This is a genomic window from Streptomyces sp. N50, assembly GCF_033335955.1.
In the GTDB taxonomy this organism is placed as follows: domain Bacteria; phylum Actinomycetota; class Actinomycetes; order Streptomycetales; family Streptomycetaceae; genus Streptomyces.
The window spans coordinates 9,742,881-9,762,025 of record NZ_CP137549.1 but is presented as its reverse complement, the minus strand read 5'-3'; the positions used below and the strand labels follow the sequence as shown (position 1 = coordinate 9,762,025).

The following is a 19,145-nucleotide window of genomic DNA, read 5'->3' as shown; positions in this document are numbered from 1 at the left end:
GGTGCCGTTCGCACCCGATCCATCGCCGTCTGCCCCCGAAGCCGGGCCGCAGACACCTCCTCACGTGGGAATTCACGAGCCCGCACCACCACGACCGTCTCGGACCCGCCCTAGGAAGGCAGGACAACCTCCCGTACACGCGGGAAGTGGCAGGCCGCCCCGTCCCCGTCGAGCACCGGCACCTCCTGGTCACACCGTTTCCGCTCCCCCTCCGCCAGCCGCGGGTGGAGCGGGCAGCGCGCCCGGAACCGGCAGCCGTCGTAGCGTCGCGTCGGGCTGGGCGGGTCGCCGGCGAGCAGGATGCGCGACCGCTGCCGTTCCCGCTCACGCACCGGATCCGGCAGGGGTACGGCGGAGAGGAGGGCCTGGGTGTAGGGATGCCGGGGTCGTTCGAAGACCTCGTCGGCCGGGCCGGCCTCGACCGTGCGGCCGAGGCGGACCACGCTCACGCGGTCGGCGATGTTCCGTACGACGGACAGGTCGTGGGAGACGAAGAGATGGGCGAGGCCCAGCTCTTCCTTCAGGCGTCGCAGCAGTTCGAGCACGCCGGCCTGGACGGAGACGTCGAGGGCGGAGACCGGTTCGTCGAGGACGAGCAGCTCGGGTTCGACGGACAGCGCGCGGGCGATGCCGATGCGCTGCCGCTGGCCGCCGGAGAACTCGTGCGGGTAGCGCTCCGCGTGGGCCGGGTCCAGGCCTACCTGGGTGAGGAGTTCGGGCATCCGGGGGTCGAGGGAGGCCATCGGGTCCTGGAAGACGATCTGGACGCGGCGGCGCAGGGCCTTCACCTCCGCCTTGCCGAGCCCGGCGAGGTCCCTGCCGAACAGCTCGACCGATCCGCCTTCCGGGCGGGCCGGTTCGAGCAGTTCGAAGAGCGTCGTCGACTTCCCCGACCCCGACTCGCCGACGAGGGCGAGCGTCTCGCCGCGCCGGATGTCGAGGTCGACGCCGTCGACGGCGTACACGGAGCCGATTCGGCGCTTGAAAGCGGTTCCCTTGAGGAGGGGGAAGGTCCTGGTGAGCCCGCGGACCTTCAACACCGTTTCGCCGGTGGGTGGTTGGGGCGCGCGCGGGGTGTCCATCCGGGGCACGGCGGCCAACAGCCGCTTCGTGTACGGCTCCTGGAGCCGCTCGAAGACGTCGACGGCCGTGCCGGACTCGACGACCCGTCCCTCGTGCATCACGGCCACCCGGTCGGCCGTCCCGGCGATGACACCGAGGTCGTGGCTGACCAGGAGCACCGCGGCCCCGGTCTCGCGCCGGGCGGTGCGCAGGACGTCGAGCACCTGGGCCTGGATGGTGACGTCGAGGGCGGTGGTCGGTTCGTCGGCGAGGATGATGTCGGGGTCGTCGGCCATCGCCATGGCGATCATCGCGCGCTGGCGCATGCCGCCGGAGAACTCGTGCGGGAACGCCCGTGCGCGCAGGGCGGGTTCGGGGATCCCGACGACGTCGAGCAGTTCGACCGCTCGTTCCAGGGCCTGTTCGCGGGAGACGTCCTGGTGGGCGCGGACCGCTTCGGCGATCTGGTCGCCGATCCGGTGGACGGGCGTGAACGCGGACAGCGGGTCCTGGAAGACCATGGAGACGCGGCTGCCGCGGACCTTGGTGAGCTGCCGCTCCGTGGCGCCGACAAGTTCCTGGCCGTCGAGCCGTACGGATCCGCGGACCGTCGCGTTGCCCGGGAGCAGGCCGAGTACGGCGAGCGCGGTGGCGGACTTGCCGGAGCCCGACTCGCCGACGAGGCCGAGGACTTCACCGCGTTCGAGGGTGAGACCGACTCCGCGTACGGCGGGTCGGCCGTCGAAGTGGACGTCCAGATCGGTCACTTGGAGTATCGGGCTCATCGGGAGGCGCCTTTCGAGGTGGGGTCCAGCGCGTCCCGCAGCCCGTCGCCCACCAGGTTCACCGCCAGGACGAAGACGACCAGGAGTCCGGCCGCGGACGTCGACCACACGAAGGTCGGCTGGCTCAAGAAGTGAGCAACGGGAGGGCGGGCAGGCCGACTTCACGCCGGTACGGCGGAGACCTCGGACAGGTCTCCGCCGTACCGGTTCGGGAGGTGCGTGCGACCTAGCGGCGCCCGCCTCGGCGGTCCGCGAGCCGGTGGACCGCCGCGATCAGCGTGTCCACCTCCCCATGCGTGTTGTAGAAGGCGAACGACGGCCGGACGGTGGCCTCCAGCCCGTACCGGCGCAGGATCGGCTGCGCGCAGTGGTGGCCCGAACGGACCGCGATGCCTTCCTCGTTGAGCGCGGTGCCGACCTCGGCCGGTTCGTACCCGTCCAGGACGAACGACACGATGCTCGCCTTGTTCGGGGCCGTGCCGACCAGCCGCAGCCCGGGCACGCCGCGCAGTCCTTCGGTGGCGTGCTCGACCAGGGTGTGCTCGTACGCGGCGATGTTCGGCAGACCGACGCGCTCGACGTAGTCGATGGCGGCGGCCAGCCCCACCGCGTCGGCGATGTTGCCGGTGCCGGCCTCGAAGCGGCCCGGCGGGGGCTGGAAACTGGACTTCTCGAAGGTCACGTCGGTGATCATGTTGCCGCCGCCCTCCCACGGAGGCATGTCCTCGAGGACCTCGCGTTTGCCGTAGAGCACCCCGATCCCGGTCGGCCCGAACAGCTTGTGCCCGGAGAAGACGAGGAAGTCGGCGTCCAGTGCCCTGACGTCGATCGGCAGGTGCGGGACCGACTGCGCCGCGTCGACCAGCACGCGCGCCCCGGCCCGGTGACCGATCGCGATGACCTGCTCGACCGGCACGATCGTGCCGAGCGCGTTGGACATCTGGGTGACCGCGACCAGCTTGGTCCGCTCCGACAGGAGCGCGGTGTACTCGTCGAGCAGCAACTGGCCGCTGTCGTCGACCGGGATCACCTTGATCACGGCACCGGTCTGCTCCGCCAGCATCTGCCAGGGCACGATGTTGGCGTGGTGCTCCAGGTGGGAGAGCACGATCTCGTCGCCCGCGCGGATGTGCGCGGGACCCCATGCCTTGGCGACCAGGTTGATCGCCTCGGTGGTGCCCCGGACGAACACGATCTCCTCGGCGGAACCGGCCCCGACGAACCGGGCGACGGTCTTCCTGGCGCCCTCGTAGGCGTCCGTCGCCCGAGCGGCCAACTCGTGCGCCGCGCGATGGATGTTGGAGTTCTCCCGCGAGTAGAACTCGACCAGCCGGTCGATCACGGCCTGCGGCTTCTGCGTGGTCGCCGCGTTGTCCAGCCAGATCAGCGGACGCCCGTTGACCAGCTCGGACAGGATCGGGAAGTCCCGGCGGACCGCTTGCACGTCGAAGGCCGGATGGTGGTCGAATTGCAGTCCCGACCGCGCCCCGGACACGTCCGGTTCCTCGACGAAGTAGTACGGCGCGGTCGTCGCGGTCGGAGACATCACCTCGGGGAGCGGCGGCAGCCCGAGGTGCCCGAAGCCGGGAAGCTCCGGCGCCTGGGCGGGGTACCCGGCTGCCTCGGTGAGGAAGTAGTACGGCCCGGGGTCCGGGAGTCGGGCCGGTGCGGCCGGCGACGGGGCGGGCGGCGGCCCCGGAGGTACCGGCGGGGCCGCCGGCTCCGGGGTGGGTCCGGCACCGCCGGGCGCGCCCACCGCGTAGGGGCTCGCCATGAACGTGGCCGGGGCGCTGGTCGGTGGCGGCCCGGACGGCGGGCTCATTCCGGCGGTCGGGGCCGGGGGCGGCGGATCCATGGACGGGAGACCGGTGGGCACCGGAGGCAGCGGGTCCGCGGTCGGCGTGCCGGTGGACACCCCGGCAGCGGATTCAGCAGCAGACAGGCCGGTCGGCACCGCAGGCGCGACATCCGCCGTCGGCGCTCCGGCCGGCCGGGCAGGGAACGGGCCCGGGGCGGGCGGACCGGTGGGCACCGCGGGAACGGATGGCGCAGCCGATGGCCCCGCAAGCGCCGTCGGAGAAGTGTCCGCGAGCGGTAGGCCGGTGGGCGTCGGCCATTCCGACGTGCCGTCGGGGACCGGGGCCTCCGTGGCAGCCGGTTGCCCGGGGAGTGCTCGGAAGAACTCCCCGGCCATCCGGCTCAGCGTCTCCTCGTCCGGCAGCCACGCCGGGGCGGCTTCGTTACCGGTGGGTGAGGGCGTGGTCATGGTTACCGGTAACTCGGGCTGTAGTCATGGAACTTGTCGACCTCGACGTCGTCGAGCACGGCCAGCGCGTCCTCGGTGAGTACCGCGAGCGAGCAGTACAGGGAGATCAGGTAGGAGGCGATGGCGCTGCGGTCGATCTGCATGAAGCGCACCGACAGGCCCATCCCCTGCTCGCCCGAGAGCCCGGGCTGGAACAGTCCGACCACGCCCTGGCGCGACTCGCCGGTGCGCAGCAGGATGAACTTCGTCCTCCCGTTCTCCAGCGGGACCTTGTCCGACGGGATGATCGGCAGTCCGCGCCAGGTCAGGAACTGCGAGCCGAACATGCTCACCGTGGCCGGCGGCACCCCGCGCCGGGTGCACTCCCTGCCGAACGCGGCGATCCCCTCGGGGTGGGTGAGGAAGAAGGCCGGCTGCTTCCACACCTTCGTGATGAGGGCGTCCAGGTCGTCCGGCGTCGGCGGGCCCGCCATCGTGGAGATGCGCTGCGTCTCCGCCGCGCTGGCCAGCATCCCGTACTCCGGGCTGTTGATCAGCTCGCCCTCCTGATGTTCCTTCACCGCCTCGATGGTCAGCCGCAGTTGCTGTGCGGTCTGGTTGTGCGGGCTGGAGTAGAGGTCGGAGATCCGGGTGTGGAGGTCCAGGACCGTCTGGACGGCCTTGAGCCGGTACTCGCGGGGTTCCCGCTCGTAGTCGACGAAGGTGTCCGGCAGCGGCGACTCGTCGTAGTTGTCGCACTCGATGCGCACCGACTCGGGATGAACGACCCTGTTCACCCGGTAGATGCCGGCCTCGACCGGGACCCAGGACATCAGATGCACCAGCCAGCGAGGCGTGATGGAGCTCATCTGGGGAACGGTCTTGGTGGCGTTCGCGAGGGTTCGCGCCGCGCTGTCGCTCACCGACATCGATCGCGACGGTGGATTCACAGCCGTGGTCATGCGGCATCTCCTTTCCGCGCCCGGAGGCCGGGCACGCGTGACGGGGTGGGATCACCGGCGGTCACCGACGGAAAGGTGTGCGGCCGAGATCTCTCGCACCCACTATCGATTCACCGTCGCAGTACGTCCGGTAATGGTCCAATGCGTGTTTTCGAGGCCGTCATCGACGCCGTCTATGATTCGCGAATGATCGACTTGAGTCGGTTGCGTGTATTGGTCGCCGTCGCCCGCGAGGGTTCGATCACGGCGGCCGCCGAGGCACTGCACTACGCGCAGCCGTCGGTGAGCCATCAACTCGCCAAGCTCGAGGCCGAGGTCGGCATGCCGCTGTTGCAGCGGATGGGCCGCGGTATCCGGCTCACCGAGGCCGGCCGACTGCTGGTGGACCGCGCCGAGTCGATCCTCGCGCAGGTCGAGTCCGTGCACGCCGAACTGGACGAGCTGGCCGGACTGCGTACCGGCCGGGTCCGACTGGCCGCGTTTCCCTCGGCGTTGGCCACCCTGGTCCCGCTCGCCGCCGCCCGCGTCCTGGACCGGTATCCCGGCATCGAGCTGACTCTGCGGGAGGCCGAACCGCCGGACGCGCTCAACGCGCTGCGCGACAACGACGTCGACGTGGCGCTGGTCTTCGAGCACGGCGACCCGCCCCGGCGCGATCGCCGCGACACCACCATGACGCCGCTGCTCGACGAACCGTTGTACGTGGTCACCCCGGCCGACCGCTCCTGGGACGGTCCCCCGGCCGAGCTGGCCATCTACGCCGACACCCGGTGGATCGCCGGGTGCGAGCGCTGCCGTGAGCATCTCGTCGCGGCCTGCGGGCGGGCCGGGTTCGAGCCTGTCGTGGAGTTCGAGACCGACGACTACGTGGCTGTGCAGGCGCTCGTCGCGGCCGGGCTCGGCGTGAGCCTGCTGCCCGGACTCACTCTCCTCGCCAACAGACACCCAGGTGTCAGACTCCACCGCATCGACGGCATGCGCAGACAGGTCGTGGCCGCCGTCCACGGCAAACCGCCCGCGTCCCAGCCCGCCCAAGTCCTCCTCGACGCCCTCGCCGCGACCCTCTCCGAACCGGAGTGGCCGTCCTGACGACACACGCGGCTGCCGACGGTCAGGGTCCGGGTGGCCCCCCTCCGCCTACTCGGCTACGGCGCCCCGCCGCCCGCCCCCGAGCGGTCCGCGTGCACGCGTTGCCGTATGCGCCGGTCCCGGTCGTGGCCGTGGTGGGCGAGCATCGCGACGCGGGCCGCCTCGGCGTCCTGGGTGCGGATGGCCTCGGTGACGGCGCGGTGTTCGGCGAAGGCGGCGGTGAAGGTGCCGGCGGCTTCGGGGGTGCGCCAGGGCGCGCTCGTCTTGACCTGCGCGTCGAGGGTCCGCAGGAAGGCGACGACGGTTGCGTTGTGGGCGGCCTGGCGCACCGCGTCGTGCCAGTCGTTCAGGCTCCGCCGGATGTGCGCGGGCTCGTCCAGGGACTCGGCGTGGTCGAGGTGGGCGTCCAGCCGGACCAGGTCGACCGGGCTGCGGCGCCGAGCCGCCGACTCGGCGGCCGTGGCGTCCAACACGGCCTGGATCTCGAAGAGTTCGAGCATCTCCTCGTCCGAGCGCAGGCGCAGGGTGAACCCGCGCCGGGTGGGCACCAGCAGCCCGTCCCGCTCCAGCAGCGCCAGCGCCTCGCGCACCGGGGTGCGGGAGACCGCGAACTCCTCGCTCAGCGCGAGCGGTACGAGGGAGGCGTCCGCCGGGTAGTGCCCGGAGGTCAGCCGTTGCCTGAGGGTGTCGTAGATCGTGTCGCGTGTGCTCTTCATCCGCTTCCTCGTCGTGGGCCCTCCGGGCCCGTCACCAACGGCAGTTCGGGGTGGGCCCGCCACTCGCCGAGCGAGCCGTCGTAGAGGACCACGTCGTCGATGCCGATCTCGCGGAGGGCGAGTGCCAGCCCGGCGGCGTTGATCGCTCCGCCGCAGTACAGGACCGTACCGGCTCCTTGGCGCAGTCCGTGCGACTGCGCCAGGTGGGCGGTGCGTTCGGGGTCGAGCGTGTGGTCCGGGGCGAGCAGGTCGGCGTAGGGCAGGTTCGTGGTGCGGGGGATGTGGCCGGAGCGGGGGCGGGCGGGGTCGCCGAGGTACTCGGTGCGGCGCAGGGCGCAGACGGCGGGGGTGGAGTCGCCGCCGTCGGCGATACGGCGCATCCGGGGCAGGTCCGTGAAGTGTTCGCGGGCCGGGCCGGCGGTGACGTCGCCCGGCGGCAGAGGCGCCTCGCGCCCGTCTGCGACCGGGAGTCGGGCCGCCTCCCACGCGGTGAGTCCGCCGTCGAGGACCCGTACACGCGTGATACCCGCCGAGCGGAGCACCCACCACACGCGGGCGGCCCACGCTCCCGAGAGGCGGTCGTAGACGACGACCTCGGTGTCCTGGCGGATGCCCAACTCGCGTGCGTACGCGGCGATGCGGTCGCTGAACGGGCGGGTGAAGGGGTAGCGCGCCCCGGGGTCGGAGAAGCCGGCGACGAGGTCGGCGAAGTGGGCGCCGGGGATGCGGCGTTCGGTGTGCAGGGCGAGTCCGCTGACGAAGACGGTGGTGCCGTCCGGCTGGGTGTGCCGGTCCACGGTGGCGTCGAGGAGTACGACGTCGTCCAAGTGCCCTTGCAGCCAGGCCGCGTTGACGAGAGCGGAGCCGCTCACGCGCGGCCTCCCGAGCGGGCGCGGTGCCGCCACTCGCCGCGTTCGGGGCGGGCGAGGCCGAGGTTGTCGCGCAGGGTGCCGCCCGGGTAGGCGGTGCGCACCAGGCCGCGTCGGCGCAGTTCGGGGACCACGTGGTCGGCGAACTCCTCGAAGGCGGCGGGGACATGGGTGGCCTGGATCATGAAGCCGTCGGCCGCGCCGGCGTCGAGCCACTCCTCCATGGTGTCGGCGATGTCCGCCGGGGAGCCGATCATGTTCCCCTCGGTGCGGGCGCCGTACCAGCGGCCGATCTCGCGCACGCTGAGCTTCTCGCGTTCGGCGAACTCGACGACCTCGCGGTAGTGGCCCTCGACTCCCACTTCCGTCAGGGAGGGCAGCGGACCGTCGAGGTCGTAGCGGGTGAGGTCCACGTTGACGTGGTAGGCGAGCCGTGACAACCCGGCCTCGGGGTGGACGAGTTCGGTGAACGCCTCGTGCTTGGCGAGCGCGTCCTTCAGGTCGGTGCCCACGACCGTCGTCGCGGCCGGGAGCACCTTGAGCTGCTCGGGGTCCCGGCCGTGCGCGGCGGCACGGGACTTGATGTCGGCGTAGAAGGCGACGGCCGACTCCAGCGACTCGTGGCTGCAGAAGATCACGTCCGCCCAGCGGGCCGCGAAGTCCCGGCCGGCCGGGGAGGCGCCCGCCTGGATGATCACCGGGTAGCCCTGGGGCGGCCTGGGCACGCTCAACGGGCCGCGTACGGCGAAGCGTTCACCCCGGTGGTCCACGGCGCGCACCCGGTCGGGGCGGCCGTAGATCCCGCTGTCCTTGTCGGCGACGATCGCGTCGTCGGCCCAGCTGTCCCAGAGTTGGGCGGTGACCTCCAGGAACTCCTCCGCCCGGTCGTAGCGGGACTGCCGGTCGGGGAGCTTGTCCTGGCCGAAGTTCTGGGCCTCGGCGTCCTGGAAGCTGGTGACCACGTTCCAGCCGGCCCGGCCTCCGACGAGGTGGTCCAGGGTGGCCATGCCCCGGGCCACGTGGAACGGCTCCTGGTATCCGGTGGACACGGTGGCGGCGACGCCGAGGTGTTCGGTCGCGGCGGCCATCAGGGTGATGACCGGGATCGGGTCCAGGCGCGGGGTGCCGGTGCCCCAGGTGACGGCGGGGTCGTAGGAGTCGCCGAGGCCGCGGGGCACGGCGAGGGAGTCGGGGACGAACGCCATGTCGAAGCCGGCGCGCTCCAGGACGCGGGCGATCCGGGTGTAGTGGGCGGCGGTGAGGAAGCCGTCGCCGGCGTCGGGGTGCCGCCAGCCGACGGTTCCCTGGGGCCCCGCGTTGAGGAAGGCGGCGAGGTGCAGGCGAGGGCCGGGGTCCGTGTCGTCGGTCGTCAAGTGGTGCTCCCTGAAAGGTCGTTCGGCTCAGACGGCGAGCAGGGACAGCTCGTCGAGCAGGGCGACGGCGAAGGACCCGGTGCCGGTGGTGCGGGCACCGGCGCGTTCGGCGGCGACGGCGTACGCGGCGTGCGCGACCGCGGTGGCGGTCAGGGCGTCGGGGACGACGGCGAGCGCGCCCGCGATCAGCGCCCCGAGGCTGCATCCGGCGCCGGTCACCTGTGTCAGCCGTGCGTCACCGCCGGGTACGGCCACGGTGCGGGTGCCGTCGGTCAGGTAGTCGGTGGGGCCGCTGACGGCGACGATCGCGCCGGTGCGCCGGGCGAGGTCCTCCACGACACCGATCGCGTCCTCGGAGGAGAGGGTGGTCTCCACTCCCTTGCCGGTGCTGTCGCCGCCCGCGAGCGCGGTCAGTTCGCTGGCGTTGCCGCGGATGACGGTGGGCCGGTACGCCAGCAGGGACGCGACGAACGCGTCGTACTCGACCGCTCCCGCGCCGACCGCGACCGGGTCCAGCACCCAGCGGGTGCCTGCCGCGTGGGCGGTGCGGGCCGCGGCGGTGACGGGTTCGGCGGGGTTGCTGATGAGGGCGGCCGTGTTGATCCAGACGGCGCCCGCGCCGGCCGGGAAGACGGTGGGGAAGTCGGCCGCGGCACCGATGGCGGGGCCGGCGCCGACGGCCAGCAGGACGTTGGCGCTGAGGTTGGCGGCGACGTAGTTGGTGAGGCCGTAGACGAACGGGGAGCCGGTGCGGATGGCCGCGACGCCTTCGGCGACCGACGGGTTCTCGTAGGTGATCTCTTCCATGTATGCAACTGTATGCAGCAGTACTGCCGACCCTCCAAGGCCTTGCGAGCTCATTTCACGAAGGTGCAACAACAGGCCGGGGTGGAGCGGGCGCCGCCGTGGCCGTGACTGCCGGGACTCACCTGCTGTCGGACGGAGGCGGATTCTCCACGCGTGAGAGCCACGTTGTGAGCAGGCCTTCGAGTGCTGTGCTCTCGGCGGACGTCAGCAGGTCCAGCAGGCGGCGTTCGTTGCGCATGTGGTCGGCGAACGCCTCGTCGATCAGTTCGCGTCCGGGCCGGGTGAGGGCGACGATACGGCCGCGCTGGTCGTCGTCGGAACGGCGGCGGGTGACGAGTCCGGCCCGCTCCAGGCGGTCGATCCGCTTCGTCATCGCGCCGGTGGTGACCATGGTGTGCGCGGCGAGCTCGCCGGGCGCGCGCTCGTACGGCTCACCGGCGCGACGCAGTGCGCACAGCACGTCGAACTCCCCCTCACTGAGGCCGTAGCGCCCGTAGACGAGGCAGAGTTCCTCGGTGAGATGGTCGGCCAGGCGGTGCAGCCGGCCGATCACGCCCTGCGGGGAGATGTCGAGGTCGGGCCGCTCGCGGCGCCAGTCGGCCTGGATGCGGGCCACGCGGTCCGGAAGGTGCGGGTCGTCCATGCACACCATAATAGCTTCCCGGGAAGGTATATTGCCTTCCATGGAAGCTAATATGCGATCGGTGGCACTGACCGCCGTCGCACCGGTGGCCTGGGGCACGAACTACTACGTCACCCATGAGTTCCTGCCACCCGACACTCCCCTCTACGGGGCGGCTCTACGGGCGCTGCCCGCCGGTCTCGTCCTGCTGGGCCTGTGCGGGCAGCGACCACGCGGCGCGTGGTGGTGGCGATCCGCGGTGCTCGGACTGCTCAACGTGAGCGTGTTCTTCGTGCTCGTCTACGCCGCCTCCCAACTGCTCCCGACGAGCATCGCCTCGACCGTCATGGCGGTGTCCCCGCTGGCGATGATGCTCATCGCCTGGCCCCTGGTGTCCGAACGGCCCGGCACGGCGCACCTGGCCGGCGCCGCGATCGGGCTCGGCGGCGTCTGCCTCATGCTGCTCACGGGAACGGAGGGAATCAGTGTGCCGGGGGTTTCCGCCTCGGCCGCGGCCGTGCTCGTGTCGTCCTTCGGCCACATCCTGACCAAACGGTGGAACACCGCCGGCACCGACGTACTCGCCTCGACCGCCTGGCAGCTCACCGCCGGAGGACTGTTCCTGCTGCCTGTCGCCGCGGCCGTGGAGGGCCCACCGCCCGCACTCTCCCCATCGGCACTGCTCGCGTTCGGCTATGTCACCCTCATCGCCACCGCGCTGGCCTTCGCCGCCTGGTTCACCGGGCTGCGGCACCTGCCCTCGGGCACGGTGGGCCTGATCGGACTGCTCAACCCCGTCACCGGCGTGCTGCTCGGCACGGCGGTCGCCGGAGACGTACTGACCGTCCAGCAGCTGTGCGGGCTGGCACTCGTCCTGTTCGGTGTCGTCCTGGGCCGACCCGCACGCGCAGGACGGCGCGGCGGCAGTCGGATCCGTCCACGTCCTGTGCCTGACGAGCGTCCCGCCCGCGAGTCCTCCACGTGCGGTCCCGGGTGAGAATCAGGTACGCGGAGGCACCCCGACGGATGACGCTTGCGGGCCCCGGTTGCTCGGAAGAATGACGCCAGGTTTCCATCACGGCCCATCAGGACCCGATGCCCCCGCCCCCGTCGCGAAGTGGCTCGCGCGGGTCTCCTGTTCGGGCAGCAGGGTGGTGGCGGCGTCGACGAACTCCCCGACCAGGCCGGTGGCCCGCCCGGTGGGCCAGGCCGCCGCGACGTGGTTGGGGCCGATGTCCTCGACCGGGATCGCCTCGACGTCGGGTCTGGTGTAGAAGTTCGCGGTGGACGCCGGGATCACGGCGATCCCCTGTCCGCCGGCCACGAGTTCGAGTTTCTCCTCGACACTGTGGATCGCCGGCACCGGGCGGCGCTCACCGGTGCGCAGTTCCACCGCGATGTCACGCCACTCGGGGACGGCGTCGGGGTCCTGGAGGAGGTGATCGGCCGCCAGGTCGGCGACCCGCACGGTCTCCTTGCCGGCGAGGGGATGGGACGAGGCCACCATGACGAGGCGCGGTTCGGTGTAGAGCGGCCTGATCTCCAGGCCCGCCGGGTCGATCGGCAACCGGACGATGCCGACATCCGCGCGGGCGTCGTGGAGCACCTCCACCTGGTCGTGCCAGCCGGTGCGCAGCATCCGCACGTCCAGCCCGGGGTGGCGCTCGCGCAGCAGGCGGACGACGGGCGTCAGCGTGATTCCCGGCATGAACCCGATCGTGAAGCGGGTGACGCTCTCGCCCGCGGCGCGTACCCGCCGCAGCAGTGCGTCCGCGCTCGCCAGCAGGGGCCCGGCGTCGTGGACGAGTTGTTCGCCCGCCGGTGTGAGCACGGTGCTGCGGCGGTCGCGCATGAACACGTCCACGCCCAGCTCGCTCTCCAGCACCCGGATCTGCCGGGAGAGCACGGGCTGGGTGATGTGCAGGCGCTCCGCGGCGCGTCCGAAGTGGAGTTCCTCGGCCACCGCGAGGAAGTAGCGAAGCTTGCGCAGATCGACGTCCATGCGGTTCCTCCGGGTGGTCAGCCGCGCGCGATGGTGGCGAGCGGGTCACCGTGTGTCGGTGCCCAGCCCAGCTCGCGGCGGGCCTTGGCCGAGGTGAGGCGCTGGTCCAGCACGAACGCGTCCGCGACGGGCCCCATCTCGACGCGGGCCTGGTCCAGCGTGATCGAGACCGTCTTTCCGTCGAGTCCGGCACCGCGCGCCGCCGCTTCGGCGACCTGCCTCATCGTCGGGTGGCCCTCGCCGACCCCGATGTAGACCGATCCCGCCTTCGCCGAGAGCGCGGCGGCGTAGAGCGTGGCCATGTCGTCGATGTGCACGAGACCCCACCGGTTGGCGCCGGTACCGATGTATGGAACAGCACCCCTGATTTTACCGGGCGCGATGAAGAAATGTTCGATCAGCCGGTTGTCGCCTCCGTAGAGCAGCCCGGGCTGCACGACGACGGGGCGACCGCCTTCTGCGGCGCGTGCCGAGACCGCGTCCTCGACCGACCTGCGCCATGCCACCACGCCGGGTGGATTCCACGGTGCGCTCTCGTCCCGCACGCCGTCGGTGTCGCCGTAGACCCAGGTGCCGCCGGTGTGCACGTAGGTGCCGCCCCCGACGCCGTCCTGCATGGCCGTGGCCGCGGCGAGATCCATGTCCGCGGAGCTGGCCTGGGCGAGGTGGATCACCGCGTCGGCGCGTGCGGCCGCGTGGTTGAGCACGTCCAGGTCGGCGAGTCCACCGCGCACCTCGACCGCCCCGGCGCCGGTCACGGCCTGTGCCGCCCGCTCGCTGCGCGCCAGCGCCTCCACGGTGTGGCCTCGTCGCACCAGTTCGGCGATCGTGGCCCGGCCGATGTAGCCGGAGCCGCCCGTCAGGAAAATCCTCATGCCGTCCCTCGCTGTTGATCAGGTTCGCTGTTGATCAGGTTCGACTCCACCGTGCGGCCTGGTCGCCGGTCCCGTCCAAGACCTCTTTCGTGCTCTGTGATGCCCGCAGGGCATGACACGTCGCCGGCCGCGTCGATGCCCTGCGGGCATCGCAGGGGACGAAAAGGGTCTTGGACAGCGCGGCCCCGGCAGATCGACAGTGGACGTGCCGCGACAGCGGGCCGGGATCCCGGTTCCTGGCTGTCGCCGGCGTTCCGACCGACAACCCGAGACACATCTCGAACGCCCTCCGGGAGGTGCGACGATGACTCACGTTCTGATCACCGGATCCGCCGACGGCCTCGGCCTGATGGCCGCTCGCCTGCTGATCGGCCAAGGCCACACGGTGACGCTGCACGCTCGCGACACCGCGCGAGCCGCGCATACGCGTACGGTCCTGCCCACTGCCGAGAACGTGCTGGTGGGTGACCTGGGATCCCTCGACGGGATCCGGACGGTGGCCGACCAGGCCAACGCGGCGGGCCGGTTCGACGCCGTCATCCACAACGCGGGTATCGGCTACCGCGAGCCGCGCCGCGTCGAGACCGTCGACGGCCTGTCCCAGCTGTTCACGGTCAATGTGCTCGCGCCCTACCTGCTGACCGCGTTGATGACGCGGCCCGACCGGCTGGTCTACCTCAGTTCGGGCATGGCTCGCGGCGGGGACGCGGACCTGTCCGATCCGCAGTGGAGCGGCCGGCGCTGGAGCGGGGCGCAGGCGTACAGCGACAGCAAGCTGTTCGACGTCCTGCTCGCGTTCGGTGTCGCGCGGCGCTGGCCGGACGTGCTATCGAACTCCGTGGAACCGGGGTGGGTCGCGACCAGGATGGGCGGCCCCGGCGCGCCCGACGACCTGGACCAAGGCCCGGTGACCCAGGCGTGGCTCGCCGTCAGCGACGACGAGGCCGCGCGCGTCACCGGCCGGCACTTCTACCACCAGAAGGAGCGCTACGTACCCGCCGAGGCGCACGAGGCGACGGTTCAGGACGCCCTGCTCGACTACTGCGCCGAGCTCACCGGCACCTCGATCCACGCGTCGAGATGACCCTGCCCGGTCCGGATACGTCCGGCCCTGTCACCCCCAAGTCAAGCCAACCAAAAGGGAGTTCGACGATGTCCGAGGAAATCCTGATCACCGGTGGCCACGTCGTGACGCTCGACGACGCGCTCGGCGATGTGCCCGGTGGTGACGTGCGCGTGCGGGACGGTGTCATCACGCAGATCGGTGTCGGCCTGCGCCCGGGACCGGACACCGAGGTCGTCGACGCGCGGGGCCGGCTGGTGATCCCCGGCCTGATCGACACGCACCGACACGTCTGGCAGGGCGCGATCGCCGGTTTCACCCCGCAGATGACCGGATACGGCTACGGACCGGCGGTACTGACCGGGATCTCCCTCAGGCACACCGCGCCTGACATCTACGCCGGCACGCTGTGGGGAGCGCTCCAGGCGCTGGACGCGGGCATCACCACGATCGGCGACTGGGCCCACGCGCTGCGGTCCGCCGACCACGCCGACGCCAACCTGCGCGGCCTGCGCGAATCCGGAATCCGCGGCCTGTTCTTCTACGGCGGCCCCGGCCCGGCCGGCGACGACCCGAACCCGCCGCACCCGCTGGACGCCCGGCGCGTGCGGGACGAGTATTTCCCCGGCAACGGCGGCACCAGCGGGACCAGCGCCAACGGACGGCTGCGGATGGGGATGGCGCTGCGCGGGCCGTGCTTCACCTCCCCCGAGCGCAACCGCCAGGACTTCGCCTTCGCCCGCGAACTCGGCCTGCCGATCTCCGTCCACGTCGGGATGGCCGGCACCGCGGACGCGATCACCGCGCTACGCCGGGACGGGCTGCTCGGCCCGGACGTCAACTACATCCACGCCAACCAACTGACCGACGAGGAGATGGACTTGATCGCCGCCTCGGGCGGGACCGTGACCATCACCCCGAGCACGGACATGCTGATGCAGTTCGGCACCTACCCGGCCACCGGGCGAGCTCTGGAACGTGACATCGTCTCCGGACTCGGGGTCGACACCATCTGCAGCGCCGGGACCGACCTGTTCTCCGAGATGCGCCTCGCGCTCGCCGCGGAACGCTCGCGCGCCAACGCCGAGGCCCTCGCCCGCAACGAGCTCGTGCACGAGGTCGCCCTGCACCAGCGGGACATGCTGCGGCTGGCCACGCTCGGCGGTGCCCAGGTACTCGGTCTCGCCGACGAGACCGGTTCGCTCACCCCCGGCAAGCAGGCCGACATCACCGTCGTCGACCTGCGCTCGCCCCACCTGGACGGCTTCGGCGACCCGGTCGCGATGCTCGTCCTCGGCGCCGGGCCGGCCGACGTCGAGACAGTCCTGGTCGGCGGAGAATTCGCCAAACGCGACGGCACCCTGGTCGGGACCCACGCGGTCAAGGCACAAGACCTGATGCACGAGACACAGCACCGGCTCCGCGCCTGAGACCACGCCTTGGTCTCCGGCGACGCAGGATCGTCAGTGGCGACCAGTGCGGCGCCGGGGCGGCGGCCACGCCGTCCTCGATGAGCCGGGCCGCCTCGGAGACGACCTCCGGTGCCAGGTGCGGGCTCTGGAGGGGTTAGCGGATGATCCCCAGCGGGGAGCTCGCGGCCATCAGCACCTGGACACCGTCGGACTCGGTGAACTCACCTGAGGCGTCCAGGAGTTCGGTGCGTCCGGCGCCCACGGGGCCGTGCGGGGTGACCACGCCGCCCCGGCCGTTCCGGCAGAGTTCCCACGCGGCCTGAAGCCGGCCGGTCTCGCGCCGGCGTCCGGGGTGGCGGTTGCCTGCTGGACCTGGCCCCCGGCTAGCAGGGCGGCCCGCTCGACCTCGAGGTAGGCGCGGAGTCCCGGCCGGGGATCGGGGGCCGTGTCGAGCAACTGCGCAGGTTCTTCAGGGGACTTACCGTTCCTGCGGGCTGCGGTCGTCGTGGTGGTGGTCATCTCGGGAACTCCTCAACGGCGGGGATGCGGGGGTCGGCGTACGGGATGAGGTGGCGGGCCGGCGCAGCCGTGACAGCACCAGAGCCACGGCGAGCAGGCCGGCGCAGACGCAGGAGGCCAGCGCGTAGGCGGCCCGCGGGGAGCCGGTGGCGGAGTGCAGATAGACCGCCGAGACGGCGCTGAGGCAGACGGCCGCCGCGATGCGCTGGGCCATCTGCAGGATGCCGCCGCCGACTCCGGCGGCCTGCGCCGGGGCGTGCTGGAGCACCTGTGTCTGGTTGGGCGAGACGGCGAGGCCGCCGCCCGCGCCGGAGAGCAGTTGCGTGGCGGCGAACGCCAACGGCAGCCCCGCGGCCGGGAGATGGAGCGCGGCCACCGATCCGGCCAGGGCTGCGCAGATGCCCAGGATCAGACCGGCGTCCACCGTGCGCGGCCCGATCCGCCGGACCACCCGCCAGGCCAGCGCCGAGGAGACGCCCATCGCGATCGCCGAGGGGAGCGCGATCGCCGCCGTGAGCAGGGCCGAAAGGCCGAGCCCGTCCTGGAGGAAGACGGTGAGCACGAGGGACGCGGCGAGCGAGGACCCGAACTGGGCCATGGCGACCGCCGTACCCAGCATGTACGGCTTCGACGACCTGAGCGCCGGGTGGACCAGCGGTGCCCGCCCCCGGCGTGCCCGCGCACGCTGCTGCACGGTGAAGACGCCGGCCAGGGCGCACACACCGGCCGCCCACAGGAGTGCCGCTCCCCCACTGCCCGGTGTGCGGATGAACGGCACCATCAGCGTCAGGGTGCAGCCGCAGGCCAGGGCGAGGCCGAGGGGGTCGAGCCGGGAGTCGCGGGCGGTGCGGCGGGGCGGCGGCAGCCAGCGGGCCGCGAGGATCAGGGTCACCACGGCGAACGGTGCGCTCAGCAGGAGGCAGTACCGCCAGCCGGCATCGGGACCGAGTCCGGCGACGAGCGCGCCACCGAGCGGCGGCCCGAGAGCCGTCGCCACACCGGACGTCACCGCGTAGAGGCCGAGCGCACGGCCCCGGTCCAGTCCGTGGAAGACGTCCTGAATGGTGCCGATCACCTGGGAGTTGACGAGCCCCGCCGCGGCGCCCTGCACCAGCCGCGCGCCGATCACGGTCCCCGGACCGCCGCCGGTCGCGGCCGCCACCCCCGCCAGGAGGAAGACGGCCACGCCGGCGATGAAGAGCCGCTTGCGTCCGTGCAGATCGCCGAGACTGCCTCCGGGTACGAGGGCCAGTCCGAAGGCCAGTGAGTAGCCGGCCACGATCCACTGCACGTCGGCCGCGCCGGCCCCGAGCGAGTGCCGCATGCTGGGGACGGCGATGTTCAGAACTGCCTGGTCCAGCAAGGTGGTTGCCCCTGCGGACATGCACACCAGCAGTACGCGCCGGGCGGCGCGGTCCTCTCCCGGGAGCATTCAGGCGTGCCGCTCCGTGACGCCGGCGTCCGGCTCCACACCGAGGACCTTGCGGTAGACGCGCTCACCGTCGCCGTAGTCGTCGACGGCGTAGTGCCAGGTCGCCCGGTTGTCCCAGAGGACGAAGTCGCCGGGCCGCCAGCCGAAGCGGATCGTGTAGTCGGGCGAGGAGGCGTGCCGCAGCAGATGGTCGAGGAGCACCTTGCTCTCCGCCGGGGTGACTCCGGTGAGTCGCCTGGCCGAGCTGCTGATGAAGAGGCCCTTGCGGCCGGTGGTGGGGTGGGTGAGGACGACCGGGTGCTCGACGGGTTCGCCGGGAGCGTCCTTCCTGCTGCCCTGCGCGTAGTTCTCGGCGTTGCCGGTGTAGAGGGCGCCGACCGACTCCAGCAGCACCTTGAAGGGTTCGGACAGGCCGTCGTACGCGGCCTGGAGGTCCGCCCACAGGGTGTGGCCGCCCACCTCCGGCACCACCTCGTAGGTCAGGGACTCGATCGCGAACACGGGGTCGCGCCAGAGCCCGCCGATGTGCCAGGTGCTGGCCTTGCCGGTCTGCCTGACGTCGTACGGGTAGACCAGCGGGTTGTCCGGGTGCTTCACGGCGGTCGGGTGGTCGAAGGGCCGCGCGAAGATGCCGACGGCGGCCACCTGCTGATCGGGCGTCAGGTGCTGGCCGCGGAACACGAGGACCTTGTACTCACGGAAGGCCCGGCGCAGTTCCTCGGCGGTGGCGTCGTCGACGGGCGCGCTCAGGTCGACGCCGGAGATCTCGGCGCCGAAGAGCGGGCCCGCCCTGAGGATGTCGAGAGGGGCGACAGTGGTCATGGCGTTCTCCTCCGTGTACGGCGGGTGCGTGGCGGAAGCGGAGTCAGCTGACGGATCGTCAACTTCTGGTCGGGGGCGGCCGACCCGGGCACGGCAGAGCGCACGGGCGACCCAACAGCCGTGGGAGAACGGTCAGTCGCCGACCGGGCGGAGAGGTGAACCGGGAGTGGGTCAGGTGCGGGAGGGACGGGATCGCGGTCGTTGCCCGAGGGTCAACGACAGATCTGGTCGAACTGGTCGGCCCGGCGGCTCACCCAGAACGGGTCGAGCAGCACCGTGTGCGCCTGGCCAGTGGTCTCCATGAGCGGATCAAAGCACACGCCTGCGGGTGCGTCCACCGCGAGTCTGACGGATGAGACGACGACCGGGCCGCGCCCCGGCGGGACACGGGCGGTCGTCGCACCACGCCCACCGGGTGCCGCATCACCGCGTCGAACAGGTGCTCAGGGTGTCGGGCACGGCGATGTCCGGCTGCGTACGGACCCTCGGC

17 protein-coding genes and 1 pseudogene are annotated in these 19,145 nt (G+C 71.8%); 4 read left to right on the top strand and 14 right to left on the bottom strand.

Features of this window, described 5'->3' with window-relative positions:
- Positions 1–110: 110 nt before the first annotated feature.
- The 4 genes and pseudogenes from R2B38_RS43360 to R2B38_RS43345 all read right to left on the bottom strand — a co-directional run bounded on the left by R2B38_RS43360 (position 111) and on the right by R2B38_RS43345 (position 5,054).
- Entirely contained in the window at positions 111–1,847 is a 1,737-nt protein-coding gene (locus R2B38_RS43360; RefSeq protein WP_318021305.1) for an ABC transporter ATP-binding protein, read from the bottom strand.
- Positions 1,844–1,942, bottom strand: a pseudogene (locus R2B38_RS43355) (ABC transporter permease); the annotation flags it as partial. The pseudogene R2B38_RS43355 and the gene R2B38_RS43360, both read right to left, overlap by 4 nt.
- A gap of 131 nt (positions 1,943–2,073) precedes the next feature.
- The gene (locus tag R2B38_RS43350) at positions 2,074–3,762 is read right to left on the bottom strand and encodes a family 2A encapsulin nanocompartment cargo protein cysteine desulfurase (RefSeq protein WP_318021303.1); all 1,689 of its coding nucleotides are present in this window, start codon (positions 3,760–3,762) and stop codon (positions 2,074–2,076) included.
- A gap of 353 nt (positions 3,763–4,115) precedes the next feature.
- Positions 4,116–5,054: a family 2A encapsulin nanocompartment shell protein gene (locus tag R2B38_RS43345; protein WP_318021302.1), complete on the bottom strand. Its 939-nt coding sequence runs from the start codon at positions 5,052–5,054 to the stop codon at positions 4,116–4,118.
- A gap of 186 nt (positions 5,055–5,240) precedes the next feature.
- Between R2B38_RS43345 and R2B38_RS43340 the strand changes: the two genes are divergently transcribed.
- Entirely contained in the window at positions 5,241–6,143 is a 903-nt protein-coding gene (locus R2B38_RS43340; protein WP_318021301.1) for a LysR family transcriptional regulator, read from the top strand.
- A gap of 56 nt (positions 6,144–6,199) precedes the next feature.
- Here the strand turns inward: R2B38_RS43340 and R2B38_RS43335 are convergent, their stop codons facing one another.
- The 5 genes from R2B38_RS43335 to R2B38_RS43315 all read right to left on the bottom strand — a co-directional run bounded on the left by R2B38_RS43335 (position 6,200) and on the right by R2B38_RS43315 (position 10,551).
- Entirely contained in the window at positions 6,200–6,859 is a 660-nt protein-coding gene (locus tag R2B38_RS43335; protein WP_318021300.1) for a GntR family transcriptional regulator, read from the bottom strand.
- The gene (locus R2B38_RS43330; RefSeq protein ID WP_318021299.1) at positions 6,856–7,731 is read right to left on the bottom strand and encodes a sulfurtransferase; all 876 of its coding nucleotides are present in this window, start codon (positions 7,729–7,731) and stop codon (positions 6,856–6,858) included. Before R2B38_RS43330 ends, R2B38_RS43335 begins: the two co-directional genes overlap by 4 nt.
- On the bottom strand, positions 7,728–9,101 hold the full coding sequence (locus R2B38_RS43325; protein WP_318021298.1) for an LLM class flavin-dependent oxidoreductase: 1,374 nt from the start codon (positions 9,099–9,101) through the stop codon (positions 7,728–7,730). Before R2B38_RS43325 ends, R2B38_RS43330 begins: the two co-directional genes overlap by 4 nt.
- A gap of 27 nt (positions 9,102–9,128) precedes the next feature.
- Positions 9,129–9,908: a hydroxyethylthiazole kinase gene (locus R2B38_RS43320; protein WP_318021297.1), complete on the bottom strand. Its 780-nt coding sequence runs from the start codon at positions 9,906–9,908 to the stop codon at positions 9,129–9,131.
- Positions 9,909–10,026: 118 nt separating this feature from the next.
- Positions 10,027–10,551 (bottom strand): MarR family transcriptional regulator, encoded by a 525-nt coding sequence (locus R2B38_RS43315; RefSeq protein ID WP_318021296.1) that lies wholly within the window; start codon positions 10,549–10,551, stop codon positions 10,027–10,029.
- Between the two features lie 52 nt (positions 10,552–10,603).
- Here R2B38_RS43315 and R2B38_RS43310 point away from each other — a divergent pair, with 52 nt between their 5' ends.
- The gene (locus R2B38_RS43310) at positions 10,604–11,527 is read left to right on the top strand and encodes an EamA family transporter (protein WP_318021294.1); all 924 of its coding nucleotides are present in this window, start codon (positions 10,604–10,606) and stop codon (positions 11,525–11,527) included.
- A 78-nt stretch (positions 11,528–11,605) separates the two neighbouring features.
- Here the strand turns inward: R2B38_RS43310 and R2B38_RS43305 are convergent, their stop codons facing one another.
- Positions 11,606–12,532 (bottom strand): LysR family transcriptional regulator, encoded by a 927-nt coding sequence (locus R2B38_RS43305; protein ID WP_318021293.1) that lies wholly within the window; start codon positions 12,530–12,532, stop codon positions 11,606–11,608.
- A gap of 17 nt (positions 12,533–12,549) precedes the next feature.
- Positions 12,550–13,407, bottom strand: coding sequence for an NAD-dependent epimerase/dehydratase family protein (locus R2B38_RS43300; protein WP_318021292.1), 858 nt, complete (start codon positions 13,405–13,407; stop codon positions 12,550–12,552).
- Positions 13,408–13,711: 304 nt separating this feature from the next.
- On the opposite strand from R2B38_RS43300, the gene R2B38_RS43295 reads away from it, so the two are divergent.
- Together R2B38_RS43295 and R2B38_RS43290 are read left to right on the top strand one after the other, a co-directional pair.
- Positions 13,712–14,491 carry an SDR family NAD(P)-dependent oxidoreductase gene (locus R2B38_RS43295; RefSeq protein WP_318021291.1) on the top strand — a complete coding sequence of 260 codons (780 nt, stop codon included), beginning with the start codon at positions 13,712–13,714 and terminating at the stop codon, positions 14,489–14,491.
- A 68-nt stretch (positions 14,492–14,559) separates the two neighbouring features.
- Entirely contained in the window at positions 14,560–15,900 is a 1,341-nt protein-coding gene (locus R2B38_RS43290; protein ID WP_318021290.1) for an amidohydrolase family protein, read from the top strand.
- Between the two features lie 136 nt (positions 15,901–16,036).
- Here the strand turns inward: R2B38_RS43290 and R2B38_RS43285 are convergent, their stop codons facing one another.
- From R2B38_RS43285 to R2B38_RS43275, 3 genes are all read right to left on the bottom strand, one after another.
- Positions 16,037–16,165, bottom strand: a complete 129-nt coding sequence (locus R2B38_RS43285; protein WP_318021289.1) for a hypothetical protein — start codon at positions 16,163–16,165, stop codon at positions 16,037–16,039.
- Positions 16,166–16,360: 195 nt separating this feature from the next.
- Positions 16,361–17,833 (bottom strand): MFS transporter, encoded by a 1,473-nt coding sequence (locus tag R2B38_RS43280; protein ID WP_318021288.1) that lies wholly within the window; start codon positions 17,831–17,833, stop codon positions 16,361–16,363.
- Positions 17,834–18,655, bottom strand: a complete 822-nt coding sequence (locus tag R2B38_RS43275; RefSeq protein WP_318021287.1) for a TauD/TfdA dioxygenase family protein — start codon at positions 18,653–18,655, stop codon at positions 17,834–17,836.
- Positions 18,656–19,145: the final 490 nt, after the last annotated feature.

Excerpts from the sequence above, each read along its gene's own strand:
- R2B38_RS43360 (WP_318021305.1), bottom strand. The coding sequence starts at position 1,847 with ATGAGCCCGATACTCCAAGTGACCGATCTGGACGTCCACTTCGACGGC.
- R2B38_RS43345 (WP_318021302.1), bottom strand. The coding sequence starts at position 5,054 with ATGACCACGGCTGTGAATCCACCGTCGCGATCGATGTCGGTGAGCGAC.
- R2B38_RS43340 (WP_318021301.1), top strand. The coding sequence starts at position 5,241 with ATGATCGACTTGAGTCGGTTGCGTGTATTGGTCGCCGTCGCCCGCGAG.
- R2B38_RS43335 (WP_318021300.1), bottom strand. The coding sequence starts at position 6,859 with ATGAAGAGCACACGCGACACGATCTACGACACCCTCAGGCAACGGCTG.
- R2B38_RS43320 (WP_318021297.1), bottom strand. The coding sequence starts at position 9,908 with ATGGAAGAGATCACCTACGAGAACCCGTCGGTCGCCGAAGGCGTCGCG.
- R2B38_RS43315 (WP_318021296.1), bottom strand. The coding sequence starts at position 10,551 with ATGGACGACCCGCACCTTCCGGACCGCGTGGCCCGCATCCAGGCCGAC.
- R2B38_RS43310 (WP_318021294.1), top strand. The coding sequence starts at position 10,604 with ATGCGATCGGTGGCACTGACCGCCGTCGCACCGGTGGCCTGGGGCACG.
- R2B38_RS43305 (WP_318021293.1), bottom strand. The coding sequence starts at position 12,532 with ATGGACGTCGATCTGCGCAAGCTTCGCTACTTCCTCGCGGTGGCCGAG.
- R2B38_RS43300 (WP_318021292.1), bottom strand. The coding sequence starts at position 13,407 with ATGAGGATTTTCCTGACGGGCGGCTCCGGCTACATCGGCCGGGCCACG.
- R2B38_RS43295 (WP_318021291.1), top strand. The coding sequence starts at position 13,712 with ATGACTCACGTTCTGATCACCGGATCCGCCGACGGCCTCGGCCTGATG.
- R2B38_RS43290 (WP_318021290.1), top strand. The coding sequence starts at position 14,560 with ATGTCCGAGGAAATCCTGATCACCGGTGGCCACGTCGTGACGCTCGAC.
- R2B38_RS43280 (WP_318021288.1), bottom strand. The coding sequence starts at position 17,833 with ATGCTCCCGGGAGAGGACCGCGCCGCCCGGCGCGTACTGCTGGTGTGC.
- R2B38_RS43275 (WP_318021287.1), bottom strand. The coding sequence starts at position 18,655 with ATGACCACTGTCGCCCCTCTCGACATCCTCAGGGCGGGCCCGCTCTTC.